This window comes from Comamonas sp., assembly GCF_009360615.1.
GTDB lineage: Bacteria > Pseudomonadota > Gammaproteobacteria > Burkholderiales > Burkholderiaceae_C > Comamonas.
Map to the genome: position 1 here is coordinate 48,010 of NZ_SPEY01000021.1, position 12,890 is coordinate 60,899.

General features: G+C 68.4%; 11 protein-coding genes and 1 pseudogene. 7 read left to right on the forward strand and 5 right to left on the reverse strand.

Going from position 1 to position 12,890, the window contains the following annotated elements:
* The first annotated feature begins 3 nt into the window (after positions 1–3).
* From E2583_RS07180 to E2583_RS07210, 7 genes are all read left to right on the forward strand, one after another.
* On the forward strand, positions 4–1,584 hold the full coding sequence (locus E2583_RS07180) for an ATP-dependent acyl-CoA ligase (RefSeq protein WP_291594420.1): 1,581 nt from the start codon (positions 4–6) through the stop codon (positions 1,582–1,584).
* 18 nt (positions 1,585–1,602) lie between these two features.
* Entirely contained in the window at positions 1,603–2,580 is a 978-nt protein-coding gene (locus E2583_RS07185; RefSeq protein ID WP_291594421.1) for a tripartite tricarboxylate transporter substrate binding protein, read from the forward strand.
* A gap of 2 nt (positions 2,581–2,582) precedes the next feature.
* Complete coding sequence (locus E2583_RS07190) at positions 2,583–3,761, forward strand: thiolase family protein (RefSeq protein WP_291594422.1); 1,179 nt, start codon at positions 2,583–2,585, stop codon at positions 3,759–3,761.
* 85 nt (positions 3,762–3,846) lie between these two features.
* Positions 3,847–5,109 (forward strand): SDR family NAD(P)-dependent oxidoreductase, encoded by a 1,263-nt coding sequence (locus tag E2583_RS07195; protein ID WP_291594423.1) that lies wholly within the window; start codon positions 3,847–3,849, stop codon positions 5,107–5,109.
* 1 nt (position 5,110) lies between these two features.
* Positions 5,111–5,917 (forward strand): cyclase family protein, encoded by an 807-nt coding sequence (locus E2583_RS07200; protein WP_291594424.1) that lies wholly within the window; start codon positions 5,111–5,113, stop codon positions 5,915–5,917.
* Between the two features lie 83 nt (positions 5,918–6,000).
* On the forward strand, positions 6,001–6,729 hold the full coding sequence (locus E2583_RS07205; RefSeq protein ID WP_291594441.1) for an SDR family oxidoreductase: 729 nt from the start codon (positions 6,001–6,003) through the stop codon (positions 6,727–6,729).
* A gap of 22 nt (positions 6,730–6,751) precedes the next feature.
* Entirely contained in the window at positions 6,752–7,741 is a 990-nt protein-coding gene (locus tag E2583_RS07210) for a tripartite tricarboxylate transporter substrate binding protein (protein ID WP_291594426.1), read from the forward strand.
* A gap of 476 nt (positions 7,742–8,217) precedes the next feature.
* Here E2583_RS07210 and E2583_RS07215 read toward each other — a convergent pair whose 3' ends face one another.
* From E2583_RS07215 to gyrB, 5 genes and pseudogenes are all read right to left on the reverse strand, one after another.
* Complete coding sequence (locus E2583_RS07215; RefSeq protein WP_291594428.1) at positions 8,218–9,891, reverse strand: GMC family oxidoreductase; 1,674 nt, start codon at positions 9,889–9,891, stop codon at positions 8,218–8,220.
* A complete protein-coding gene (locus tag E2583_RS07220) occupies positions 9,857–10,606 on the reverse strand; it encodes an aldehyde dehydrogenase family protein (protein ID WP_291594430.1) in 750 nt (249 codons plus the stop codon). The genes E2583_RS07215 and E2583_RS07220 overlap by 35 nt, the downstream gene beginning before the upstream one ends.
* 155 nt (positions 10,607–10,761) lie before the next feature.
* Positions 10,762–11,721, reverse strand: a complete 960-nt coding sequence (locus tag E2583_RS07225) for a helix-turn-helix domain-containing protein (protein ID WP_291594433.1) — start codon at positions 11,719–11,721, stop codon at positions 10,762–10,764.
* 211 nt (positions 11,722–11,932) lie between these two features.
* Entirely contained in the window at positions 11,933–12,430 is a 498-nt protein-coding gene (locus tag E2583_RS07230; RefSeq protein ID WP_291594435.1) for a MarR family transcriptional regulator, read from the reverse strand.
* Positions 12,430–12,890, reverse strand: a pseudogene (gene gyrB / locus E2583_RS07235) (DNA gyrase subunit B); the annotation flags it as partial. The gene E2583_RS07230 and the pseudogene gyrB, both read right to left, overlap by 1 nt.

Consider the following 12,890-nt stretch of genomic DNA (forward strand, 5'->3'; position numbering starts at 1 on the left):
GCGATGTCCACTGCCATTGAATCCTTCGCACCTGCCGGCCGCACATTGCCAGCGATACTGGAGCAACAGTGCCGCCGCTTTCCCGAGCGCACGCTGCTCGTCGCCGGGGACACCCGCTGGCGCTACGCCGATGCGCTGCGCATCGCCCAGGCCATGGGCGCGGTGCTGCAGGCCGCCGGCCTGCGCGCCGGCGACCGCGTGGCGCTGATGTGCGGCAACCGCGCAGAGTTCCTGCAGACCTTCCTGGGATGCGCGTGGATCGGTGCGGTCACCGTGCCCATCAACACTGCCGCGCGCGGCACTTCGCTTCGCCACATCCTGGTCAACTCGGGCGCGCGGCTTTTTGTGGGTGAGGCCGAGGGCCTGGCGGCACTGCGCGGGCTGGAAGACCGCGATGGTCTGCCGCTTGAGCGCGTATGGCGCATAGACGCGCCGCAGGAACCCGGCACCGAGGCTTTTCCGGCACCGGGTGATGCGCTGGTGGATGCCGCACCAGTGCAGCCTGGTGACACGCTGGCCATCCTCTACACCTCGGGCACGACGGGCCTCTCGAAGGGCGTGTGCTGCCCGCATGCGCAGTTCTACTGGTGGGGCCGGCACACCGCAGCCCTGCTGGAGCTGGGCGATGGCGAGGTGCTGCTGACCACGCTGCCGCTGTTCCACACCAACGCGATGAATGCCTTTTTCCAGGCCCTTCTGACCGGCTCCATGCTGGTGGTCGAGAAGCGCTTCTCTGCCTCGGGCTTCTGGGCCGCGCTGGTGCGGCACCAGGCCACGGCCACCTATGTGCTGGGCGCGATGGTGCCGATCCTGCTGTCCAAGGAAGCGACGCCGCACGACCGCGCGCACCGCGTGCGCATCGCGCTGGCACCCGGCGTGCCGCCGCGCTTCCATGCGCAGTTCAGCGAGCGCTTCGGCATGCGCCTGCTCGACGGCTACGGCTCCACCGAGACCAACTTCGTCATCGGCCTCGACGCCGAGCAGCGCCCCGGCAGCATGGGCCGCGTCGCGCCCGGCTTCACCGCGCGCGTGGCCGACGAGCACGACGAGGAGGTGCCGCCCGGCACGCCCGGCGAGCTGCTATTGCGCGCCGACGAGCCTTTCGCCTTCGCCACCGGCTATTTCGGCATGGCAGACAAGACCGTGGAAGCCTGGCGCAACCTGTGGTTCCACACCGGTGACCGCGTGGTGCGCGACGTCGACGGCTTCTTCACCTTCCTCGACCGGCTCAAGGACGCGATCCGCCGGCGCGGCGAGAACATCTCTTCGTACGAGGTCGAGCAGGTGCTGCTGAGCCACCCTGCCGTGGCCGTGGCGGCGGTGTTCCCGGTCAAGAGCGAGCTGGCCGAGGACGAGGTCATGGCCGCCATCGTGCCGCGCGAGGGCGTGGCGCTGGACCCGGTGGAGCTGGTGCGCTTCTGCGAGCCGCGCATGGCGTATTTCGCCGTGCCGCGCTACCTGGAGTTCATGGCCGCGCTGCCTGCGACCGAGAACGGCAAGGTGCAGAAGTTCAAGCTGCGCGAGCGCGGCATCACCGCGCAGACCTGGGACCGCGAGGCGGCCGGTATCCCGCTCAAGCGCTGACCGTCGGGAGAAACGCTCATGCAAGCCTTTCGGTTCCTGAAACGATCTCTCGCCCTGCTGCTGTCCGGTGCCTGCCTCGTCTTCGGCGCATTGGCGCAGGACGTCTATCCCGGCAAGCCCATCCGCATCATCGTCCCCTTCCCCCCGGGCGGCGGCAGCGACCTGGTGGCCCGCACCGTGGCGGCGCGCCTCGGCGAGCGCTGGAAGCTGCCTGTCGTGGTGGACAACAAACCCGGCGGCAATACCCTCATTGCCGCCGAGGCGGCGGCCAAGGCCGCGCCCGACGGCTACACCTTGTTCGTGGCCATCGACTCCACGCTGGCCATGAACCAGAGCCTTTACCGCAAGCTGCCTTACGACCCGGCCCGGAGCTTCACGCCGGTGACGCAGGCCATCACCATGCCCATGGTGCTGGCAGTGCACCCCTCGTTCAGCGCGCGCAGCGTGGGAGAACTGCTGACGTTGGCGCGCGCCCAACCCGGGAAGCTGGCCTATGCGCATGGCGCCATGCCGGCGCAGGTGGCGGGCGAGGTCTTCAGGAGCGCCACCGGCGCGGACCTGCTGGCCGTGCCCTACAAGGGCGGTGCGCCGGCCATGACCGACACGGTGGGTGGCCAGGTGCCGCTGATCTTCGATGCGCTGGGCCCGGCGATGCCCTACATCAAGAGCGGCAAGGTGCGGGCGCTCGCGGTGACCAGTGCCGACCGCAATCCGCTGCTGCCCGGGGTGCCAACCCTGGCCGAGTCCGGCGTACCCGGCGTGGATCTGCTGACCTGGATCGGCTTCGTGGTCCCGGCCGGAACGCCCCAGCCCGTCATTGCCAAGCTGCACCTCGAGCTGGCCGGCATCCTGCAGATGCCGCAGACCCGCGAGCTGCTGTCCGGCATGGGCATGACGGTGGTGGCCGGCACGCCCGAGCAGTTCGCGCAGGCCATTCAGGGCGACGCTCAGAAATTCGGCCGCATCATCCGTGCGGCCGGCATCAGGCTGGACTGAACATGACCGCATACATCCGACGCAGGGGCTATGAGGGCGTGGCGCTGGCCGTGCCCGTCACCGTGCCCTACGAGCGCTACTCCATCCATGGCGCGCACTGGTTCCTGGGCCAGGCCCTGCGTGGCCTGCTCGCCGGCAGCCGGCTTGCCAAGGATCAGATCGACGGGCTGACGGTCAGCAGCTTTTCGCTGACACCCGATACGGCCGTGGGCGTGACACAGCACCTGGGCCTGTCGCCGCGCTGGCTGGATCACATTCCCACCGGCGGCGCCTCGGGCGTGATGGCGCTGCGCCGTGCAGCCCGCGCCGTGCAGTGCGGCGACGCCGAGGTGGTGGCCTGCGTGGCGGCCGACACCAATCATGTGGACTCGTTCCGCCAGACGCTGGGCGCATTCAGCGACTTCGCGCGTGATGCCAGCTACCCCTACGGAGCGGGCGGGCCGAACTCCATGTTTGCCTTCATCACGGCCAGCTATATGCGCACCTACGGCGCCCAGCGCGAGGATTTCGGCCACATCGCCGTGGCCCAGCGCGCCAATGCGCTGCACAACCCCAACGCGTTGTTCAAGAAGCCGCTGACCCTTGACGAATACATGGCGGCACGGCCGATCTCCGAGCCCATACATCTGTTCGACTGCGTCATGCCCTGCGCCGGAGCCGAGGCTTTCCTCGTGATGACGCCCGAGCGCGCGCGCGACCTGGGCTTGCCCCACGTGCTGCTGCGCGGCGCGATCGAGCGCCACAACGCCTATGCCGACGACCCGGTGATGCTGCGTGGCGGCTGGCGCGTGGACTGCGCCGACCTGTATGCCCAGGCCGGCTGTTCGCCGCAGGACATCGACCTGCTGCAGACCTACGACGACTACCCGGTGATCGCGATGATGCAGATTGAGGACCTGGGCTTCTGCGACAAGGGCGAGGGCCCGGCCTTCGTGCGCGCGCATGACCTGACCCATGCCGGCGACTTTCCGCACAACACCAGTGGTGGCCAGCTCTCCTGCGGTCAGGCGGGCGCGGCTGGCGGCTTCCTCGGAATGACGGAGGCCCTGCGCCAGCTCACCGGCCAGGCCGGAGGGCGCAGCGTGCCGGGAGCGCGCACCGGCCTGGTGGGCGGCTTCGGCATGGTGACCTACGACCGCTGCCTGTGCACCGGGGCGGTGATCCTGGAGACAAGCGAATGAAACAACCCCACGTTCGGCACCGCATGTGCTCACTGCCCTCCAAGGGGGAGAGGCGCCTGGCCTGTCGCGTCCCGGCGGAGGCACCATGACCATGCCCTTCATGAAGCCCCCGCGCAAGAACCCGGTGCTGCGCACCCCACAGATCAACCTCCCGCCTGCGGCGCGCGGCCGCGTGGCGCTGGGCCTTACGGCCGCAGCCGCCGAGGGCCGGTTCGTACTCCAGGTCTGCGCCGGCTGCGGGGCCGTGCAATACCCCCCTCGCGAGGCCTGCCACCGCTGCCTGTCGCCTGAGCTGCCATGGCAGTCGCAGGACGGCACCGGCGCACTGCTGGCCTCGACCACGCTGGCGCACAGCAACGACCTGTACTTCCGTGAGCGACTGCCCTGGCGCCTGGGCATGGTGCAACTCGATGCAGGCCCCAGCGTCATGGTGCACCTGCATGGCGAGGTGGGCGAAGCGCCCCAGCGCGTGCGTGTCGGCGCGCGGCTCGACCGCGCCGGCCAGGCGGTGCTGATCGGATACCCCGAGAAAGGAACGGAGAACATGGCTGACGACCCCATGCTGCGCGAAATGGGCAGCGACCCCCGCTACCGCAAGGTGCTGGTGACGGACGGCAAGTCCGCCACCGGCCAGGCCGTGGTCCGCGCCCTGGTCAAGGCCGGTGCCGACCTTGTCTGGGTGGGCCATGCCGAGCCCTGGAAGCAGGCTCACGGCCTTCCCGGCCTGGCCGAGCTGGCGGCACTTCCGCAGGTCGCGCTGGTGCCGCTGGACGTGACCGACGAGCGCTCGGTCAGCACCCTGGCCGGCCAGATCGGCGGCAAGGTGGACATCGTGGTCAACACGGCCGAGCTGCACCGTGGCTTCGGCATCGCGGCGCGGCGTGGCACCGACGTGGCCAAGGCCGAGATGGAGGTCAACTACCTCGGCCTGCTGCGACTGGCGCAGTGCTTCGGGCCTGCGCTCAAGGGCCGCTCGGCTGATGGCGCCACGCATGCCACAGCCTGGGTCAACCTGTTGTCCATCTATGCACTGGCCAACTTCCCGCCGCACGGCACCTTCTCGGCCTCCAAAGCCGCAGCGCTGTCGCTGGCGCAGTGCCTGCGCGCCGAGATGCGGCCTGCAGGCATCCGCGTGGTCAACGTCTTCCCCGGTCCCATCGACGACGAATGGAACCAGAACCTGCCGCCCCCGAAGCTGGCGCCGGCTGCGCTGGCCTCGGCCATCGTGAAGGCGCTGAAGGATGGCGTGGAGGACATCTACCCCGGCGACGTTGCCCAGGAATGGCTGGAGCGCTGGCGCCACAACCCCAAGGTACTGGAGCGCGAAATCGCCGCCGGAGGATATTGACATGCAGACCCCCCTCGAACTGCTCGGCGGCATGGCGCTCGCCCTCGCCACCGGCCGCATCCGCATCGTCGACCTGACGCAGACGCTGAGCCCCGATTTCCCCGCCATCGCGCTGCCGCCCGAGATGGGCCAGTGCCAGCCCTTCCGCATCGAGCAGATATCGGCCTATGACGAGCGCGGGCCGGCCTGGTACTGGAACAACTTCTCCTGCGGCGAGCACACGGGCACGCACTTCGACGCGCCCATCCACTGGATCTCAGGGCGCGACCTGCCCAACAACGCGGTAGACAGCATCCCACCGCAGCACTTCATCGCGCCGGCCTGCGTGATCGACTGCAGCGCCCAGGCGGCGGCCGACCCCGACTACCTGATGGGCGTGGCCGACATCGAGCGCTTCGAGGCCGAGCACGGCCGCATCCCGGCCGGCCACTGGGTACTGATGCGCACCGACTGGGCGCGGCGCTGGTCGCGGGCGCGCGACGCCGAGGCCTTCCAGAACTTCGACGCCAGCGGTCAGCACACGCCGGGGCCGGATACTGCGGCTGTGCGCTTGCTGGTCGAGGAGCGTGGCGTGCTGGGCTTCGGCACCGAATCCATAGGCACCGATGCCGGCCAGGGCTACCACCTGCGCCCGCCGTACCCCTGCCATTCGCTGATGCACAGCGCCGGCAAGTACGGCCTGCAGTGCCTCACCAACCTCGACCAGTTGCCGCCCACCGGCGCGCTGGTGGTGGCGGCGCCGCTAAAGATCGAGAACGGCAGCGGCAGCCCGCTGCGCGTGCTGGCACTGGTGGAGGGCAAGGCATGAATCCGAACACGAGCGCCCCATGGTCCGGCGAAGCCGGGACCCCTTCCCCGGCTCGGGGCAGCGAACCTCGCGCAGCAGGGAGCGTGGCGGCCCACAAGGTCGCTGCGGTGACGGGTGGCAGCGCCGGCATTGGCAAGGTGATCTGCGAACAGCTGCTGGAGCAGGGCTACGAAGTCGTCTCGCTGGCGCGGCGGCGCACCGAGATAGCCCACCCCCGCCTGCACAGCATCGAGGTGGACCTGGCCGACCGCAGCGCCACGGCCGAGGCCGTGCAGGCCATGGCGCGGCAGCACGAGGTCACGACCATCGTGCACAACGCCGGCGTGATCCGCGCTGCGCTGCTGCCCGACGTGAAGCTCACCGACCTGGATGCGCTGGTCGACCTGCACCTGGGCTGCGCCGTGCAGATGCTGCAGGCCGCGTTGCCGGCCATGCGGGCGCGCCGGTTCGGGCGCGTGGTGCTGCTGTCGTCGCGCGCCGCGCTGGGCCTGGCCACGCGCACCAGCTACTCGGCCACCAAGGCCGGCATGCTGGGCATGGCGCGCACCTGGGCGCTGGAACTGGCGCCCGAAGGCATCACCGTCAACGTGGTCGCGCCGGGGCCTATCCGCACCGACATGTTCTACGACGTGGTGGAGCAGGGCAGCGACAAGGAGCGCCAGCTCGCCGCGTCGGTGCCCGTGCGCCGGTTGGGGGAGTCGGCGGACGTTGCGCGCGCCGTCGGCTTCTTTGTCGATGCGGCCAACGGTTTCGTGACCGGCCAGGTGCTCTACGTCTGCGGCGGCACCAGCGTCGGCAGCCTGGCGCTTTAGGATCATTTTCAGGAGCATATGGATGGCCTCTCGCTTTCACTATCCAGGCCGCCGAGACCTGCTGGCCGTGGCGGGGGCCATGACCATGGTCGGCACTCCGGCGCTGTCCCGGGCAGCCTGGCCCGACAAGCCCGTACGCGTTGTTGTGGCTTTCCCTGCCGGAGGCCTGGCCGATGTGCTGATGCGCCTGCTGGCTCCTCCACTGAGCGAAGCACTGGGGCAGCCTGTGATCATCGACAACCGCAGCGGTGCCAGCGGCAATGTCGCAGCGCTGGAGGTGGTGCGCAACGGCAGCGATGGTCGCACTTTCCTGGTCAACGTGACCACGCTGGAATCGGTCAATCCGTTGATGTTCGAGCGCATGCCGGTCCAGCCGGCTTTGGACCTGCAACATGTGGCGCTACTGGCCAATACCCAATTGTTTCTGGTGACGCGTCCGACGCTGGCGACGGACACGCTGGCCGAATTCGTGGCCTATGCAAAGGCCAACCCCGGCAAGCTCAGCTACGGATCGGCCGGCAACGGCACCGCGCCGCATGTGGGCGGTGAGCTGTTCAAGCAGGCGGCAGGCATCGCTGCGGCGCACATTCCCTATCGTGGGGCCGCGCCTGCGATTCAAGGCGTGATGGCAGGCCAGGTCGACTATGCCCTGGTGCCGGGCACGGTATTTCCGAGCGTAAAGGCCGGCAAGCTCAAGCTGCTGGCTGTGGCAAGTCGGCGTCGGCCATCCTATGCTGCCGATGTGTCCACGATTGAGGAGGCCGGATTTGGCAAAGTCTACGTGGACACGCCGTTTGCGGTCTATGCGCCCGCCGCGATGCCTGCGGTGAACGTGGCGCGCATGAACCAAGCGCTGAACCGGTTGCTGGTGCAGCCGGCCGTCCGCGCGCGCTTCGCCGAGGTGGGCGGCGAGCCGTTGGCCCTGTCGCCGGCCGAGGTGCGTGCCCTGGTGCGTGACGAGATCGCGCTGTTCGGCCCCATTGTCAAGGCGCTCGGCATCCGCGCGGATTGACGGCTGCCAGCCGCTGTATTGCAAAAATCGTGGCTTCTGGTGCTTTCCTGAAAAGGTTTATGGATAGAAAACTATCCAGAATATGGGAATGGATAGAGCGAAAAACGATGGTGTTTGCTGATGCATCGGCCTAGAAGGGAAGGCATTGCCGTGATGCAGAACGCGCTGCCCTTGGTGGTGCCGCGAACACCGGTTTCGGCCTGCAGTTTGGTGTTCGCTTCAGGGCCCTTGCCGTTGTCGAACCTGATCGACGGATCGACGGATCGACGGCGAAGACCCGACCCCGGTTGTCCGCGATGGTGTGGCCGCCCACGCCCCAGCCGTCGCCCAGGGCTTAGCCCCCAGCTTAGCCGGCCATGACTGCGTTGCCGGATGGGGACTGCGTGCTGCCGTTCCTGCGGTCGAGGTTCACTTCCTGCAGGTAGAAGCCTTGTGGAGGTACCGCTCTGCCAGGCCGTGACGGAGCTTTGCAAGGTTCAGCCGGCCTTGATCATGTCGGCTGCCTTCTCGGCGATCATGATCGCCGGGGCATTGGTGTTGCCCGCAGTCACGCTGGGCATGATGGACGCATCGACCACGCGCAGCCCACGCACGCCGTGCACTTTCAGCTGGTGGTCGACCACGGCCATCGTCCCTCGGCCCATGGCGCAGGTGCCCACCTGGTGGTGGTAAGAGACCACGGCGCTGCGGCAGTAATCGGCCAGTTCGGCGTCACTGGTCGTGCTGGCACCGGGGTAGACCTCGCGGCCCGCCCACCGGGCCAGCGCGGGCTGCTGCGCCACCTTGCGCAGCATGCGGATGTTGGCCACCAGCACCGCGATGTCGTAGTCGGTGGCCAGCACGTTCGGGTCGATGTGCAGCGGATCCTGCACGGAGGCACCGGTCAGACGCAGTTCGCCCCGGCTGGTGGGCATGACGCCGCCGCCGCACAGCGTGAAGACGTTCGCCGGACCGTCCAGGCCCGGCGGGTAGTAGCCGACGTGGATCAGCAGCGGCTGCATGTCGGCGCCGGGCCGCTGGGGCTGCGACTTGGCGAAGATCTGCGCGTGCAGCGGCGTCAGCGACGGGTCGCTGGGCGGCGGAATCTGCTGCTTGCCCTCGTAGATCAGTGGCACCATGTTGTGGTCGTGCAGGTTCTTGCCCACGCCAGGCAGGTGGTGCACTACCGGAATGCCGAACTCGGACAACTGCGTGCGGTCGCCGATGCCGGACAGCATCAGGATACGGGGCGATTCGAGGGTGCCGCTGCTGAGGATCACCTCCTTGCGGGCCTTCACCTCGCGGTTCCGGCCCGCCTGTTCGTAGCGCACGCCAGTGGCCTGTTTGCCCCTTGTCAGCACCTTCAGCACCCGCGCGTTGGTGATGACCGACAGGTTGGAGCGCTCCAGAGCCGGACTCAGAAAGGCCGTTGCCGTGCTTTGGCGCGCGGGGCTGATGGTGTTGACGCCCCTGGTGTTGAGGTGGGTCAGGCCCACGCCTAGGATCTGCTCGCCGTTATGGTCCTTATTGAGCGGGTGGCCGGCCTGCACGGCCGCATCGATCATGGCCTGCGTGAGCACATGGGGCTGGTAGTCGGCGGTGACGTGCAGGGGCCCGCCCTGGCCGTGCAGTGCATCGGCACCGCGCGAGTAGTCCTCGGACTTCTTGAAATAGGGCAGCACGCTCCTGAAGTCCCAGCCGGTGTTGCCGGCCCGGGCCCAGGCGTCGTAGACCGAGCGGTCGCCGCGCACGTAGATCATGCCATTGAGCGAGCTGCTGCCGCCCAGGGTCTTGCCGCGTGGCCAGAACAGCGAGCGGTTCTTGGCGTGCTTCTGCGGTGCCGTGTCGTACGCCCAGTCGTAGGGCGACTTCCACAGCTCGATCACGCGCGCCGGAGTGGAGATATTTTCCGAGTTGTCGGGGCCGCCGGCCTCGATCAGCAGCACGCGCACTTTCGGGTCCTCGGTCAGGCGGTTGGCCAGCACGCAGCCGGACGAGCCGGCTCCGACGATGATGTAGTCGAAGCTGCCCGCGAGATCCTGCGCCGCATTGATACGCGCACCGGTAAGCAGGCCACCCACCATGACGGTGCCGCTGACCACGCCGGCCCGGGTGAGAAACTGGCGCCGCGATGCGTCAGCGGGTTGGTACGGTGCGAGGAGGGATGTCATGGTGCTCCTTGGTGTGTCGTTGCGGTGCGTGGAGGGGGTCAGAGGGCCAGCATGACGGTCTTTTCCACGAGGCAGTCATCCAGGGCCGCGGTGGCTGGTCGTGGCCGGTTCCGCTGTCCTCGCGGCCGCCCCGGGGCAGGTGGGCGCGCGTCCTGTCCCGCGTCCACCGCGGCGCGAAAGGTGGTACACGGTATCGTTGGCCAGTGCGATCGGCTCCTCGTCGGTATCGAAGGGGGAGGGGGCCCGCCGGGCCGAAGACCTCCTCGCCACTGGCGCCCATGGCCGTGTCGACCATGGCCGGCTCCAGGTCGGCATCGGCAAAAATCAACGGCAGTGCCTTGCCGCCCTGCTCCAGTGTCAGGCGCTTGAACAACGGTCCGGCCTCGCGGGCGATGCTCCTGCCTGCGGCGGTGCTGCCGGTGAAGCAGACCTTGTCCGCGCCCGCGTGGCGCACCGTGTCGTTCAGCGGGACGCAGCCCGTGAAGCCGGCAGTGGGGACCTGCCGACCCTCGAACTTGTCGGCCAGCCGGTGCAGCAGCCGGGCGCGCGCGGCACCGGGCAGGCCACTCCATTCGCCCTGGTCGAAATGTTGGCGCACAGCGGTGATGTCGGCCGCCGTGACGGTCGCCATCTGCGCCATCACGGTACCGGCGCCGTCGGAGGTATCCCGTTTCCGTCCGGCGATCACATGCAGAAATGCGGGCAGTCTGTCCATGGGAGTCCAGTGGGAGGGCGGCCAGGAGGTTCCCTGGCGACGCTGGCTTCCAGCTTAGGACTGCGCATGCGAGTGCGCTTGGACGAGCGTGTCAATCGTGTTGGAGATCGGTGCAGATCGTGGCAGCGCGATCCGTGCGGACTGCGGGCACGTGTTCAATGTGGGGCGGCGGCGCTGAGCGCCTGCCGTCGGTACTGCGACGGGGTGCAGCCGAAGCGCTGGCGGAACGCGCGGCTGAAGTAGGCCGGGTCGGCAAAGCCGAACTCCAGCGCCAGCTGCGTGATGCTGCTGCCCGCCGTATCTGCCCGCGTCAGTGCGTCGCGGCAGCGCTCCAGGCGCAGCCGCCGGATCAGGGCCTGGGGCGTTTCGCCCGCCAGTTCGAAGGCATGGTAGAGCGTGCGCCGCGACACGCACAGGGTGCTGGCGATGGAGTCGGGGGACAGGTGGTGCTCGCCCAGGTGGCACCTGAGGTAGGCCTGGGCCTCCTGAAGCAGCGCCTCCTGCGCGCTGCGGCGCCTGGTGGCCGCGCCGCTGTCGCGCAGCAGCATCTCGCGAGACAGCAGCGAGATCACGAAATCGACCGCGAGGCTGCTGCTTTGACGTGGCAACAGGCCGTTTTCGCCGCACATGGCGCGCAGCGTGGACAGCGCCACCGCTGCGCCGCCCTGGATGGGCATGGCCTGGCCGGCGGCCTGCTGCGCCAGGCGCAGCAACTCGTCCTGCCCATGGCTTTCGCACAGCAGCGCCGTGAAGACGGTGTCCTCGGCAGTGCTCAGCTCGTAGGGCTGGCTGGCCTCGTAGACCGTCCAGCCGCCGGGCTGCAGGTCCAGCTGCAGGCCCTGCTGCACCAGTTGTACGTGGCCCTGCTGCTGCCACACGATCTTGACGTAGCGCCGCTCCAGTTGGCCGCAGCTTTGCCGGCTCATCGAGGCGGTATGGGCGCTGGCCTGCACGTCGGCCAGCCTGCAACGCGAGAACTCGCCCAGCCGCACGTCGGCCCGGAAGGGGGTGTCGGGGTGCGTGGAGATGTCGAGTGGGAAGAAGCTGCGCCGGAGCATGCCTGCGAGGCCGGGCAGGTGAATCTGCGGTGCGCCAATCATGGAAGCCTCGTTCAAACGGGTTCTCAACAGGTCGGCTGAGATCGATGTGTGCGTGGCGAGCGGCGTCGCGCTGGCTGCTGCTGCCTGCCCGGGGATCGGGCGCTGATGCGCAGCAAGGTATCCCGGCAGGGAGAGCCGTGTCAATCAGGCAAACGCGAGGGCGGCTGCCCCCAGGTCGCGTGGCGGTCAGCTCTTTTTCGTATCGGCACCGGTGGGGCGGCGCGTCTCAGCCCGGAGGCAGGTGTAGCTCGATGATGCGCCGCAGCGTGACCTTGAGCGCTTCGGCTCGCTTGAGGCCGAAGGGCTGCAGCACTCGCAGTTCGTGCTCCTTGGCCTTGCGGATCAGGTCGGCCACAATAGTCTGGCCGGCCGGGGCGATGCGCACCATCGTGAGGCGTCGGTCGGTGTCGTGCGCAAAGCGCGCCACATAGCCCTTGGCTTCCATGCGGTCAAGAAGTCGCGTGACGGTGGGCTGCTTGCTGACCGAGATCTGCGCCAGGCGGCCGGTGCTGATGCCGGGCGTGCCCGTCAGAGAGGCCAGAATACGCCACTCGGTGACCGACAGGCCCTCGGCCTCGACCACGGCATGGAACTCGGCCGAGATCAGCTTGCTGGCCTGCGCCAGCAGCGCAGGCAGATAGTCTTCAACAAAAGGCATGGGAGGCTGTGCATGCGCCTCCTGTGAATCCTGATCCATGCTGGTACCCACGTCGCCCGAGGCCATCAAACGTCGATATTCCCCGCCCGCAGAGCGTTGTCTTCGATGAAGTTGCGGCGCGGTTCGACCTCGTCGCCCATGAGCATGGTGAAGACGCGGTCGGCCTCGATGGCATCGCCGATCTTGACCTGCAGCAGGCTGCGGACGTTGGGGTCCATGGTGGTTTCCCAGAGCTGCTCGGGGTTCATTTCGCCCAGACCCTTGTAACGCTGGCGGCCCGTGGTGCGCTCGGCTTCGGAGATCAGCCAGGCCATGGCCTGACGGAAGTCGCCGACCTTTTCGGTCTTGGCCTTCTCGCCTTCGCCGCGCGTGACCCTGGCGCCTTCGCCCAGCAGGCCGACGAAGTTCTGCGCTTCGTCGGACAGGGCCGCGTAGTCATGGCTGCGCACGAACTCCTGGGTCAGGATGGAGCTCTTGATGTTGCCGTGGTGATGGCGGCTGATGCGCAGGATGGGGTGCTCGCTGT

Excerpts from the sequence above, each read along its gene's own strand:
- E2583_RS07180 (WP_291594420.1), top strand. The coding sequence starts at position 4 with ATGTCCACTGCCATTGAATCCTTCGCACCTGCCGGCCGCACATTGCCA.
- E2583_RS07185 (WP_291594421.1), top strand. The coding sequence starts at position 1,603 with ATGCAAGCCTTTCGGTTCCTGAAACGATCTCTCGCCCTGCTGCTGTCC.
- E2583_RS07190 (WP_291594422.1), top strand. The coding sequence starts at position 2,583 with ATGACCGCATACATCCGACGCAGGGGCTATGAGGGCGTGGCGCTGGCC.
- E2583_RS07195 (WP_291594423.1), top strand. The coding sequence starts at position 3,847 with ATGACCATGCCCTTCATGAAGCCCCCGCGCAAGAACCCGGTGCTGCGC.
- E2583_RS07200 (WP_291594424.1), top strand. The coding sequence starts at position 5,111 with ATGCAGACCCCCCTCGAACTGCTCGGCGGCATGGCGCTCGCCCTCGCC.
- E2583_RS07210 (WP_291594426.1), top strand. The coding sequence starts at position 6,752 with ATGGCCTCTCGCTTTCACTATCCAGGCCGCCGAGACCTGCTGGCCGTG.
- E2583_RS07215 (WP_291594428.1), bottom strand. The coding sequence starts at position 9,891 with ATGACATCCCTCCTCGCACCGTACCAACCCGCTGACGCATCGCGGCGC.
- E2583_RS07220 (WP_291594430.1), bottom strand. The coding sequence starts at position 10,606 with ATGGACAGACTGCCCGCATTTCTGCATGTGATCGCCGGACGGAAACGG.
- E2583_RS07230 (WP_291594435.1), bottom strand. The coding sequence starts at position 12,430 with ATGGCCTCGGGCGACGTGGGTACCAGCATGGATCAGGATTCACAGGAG.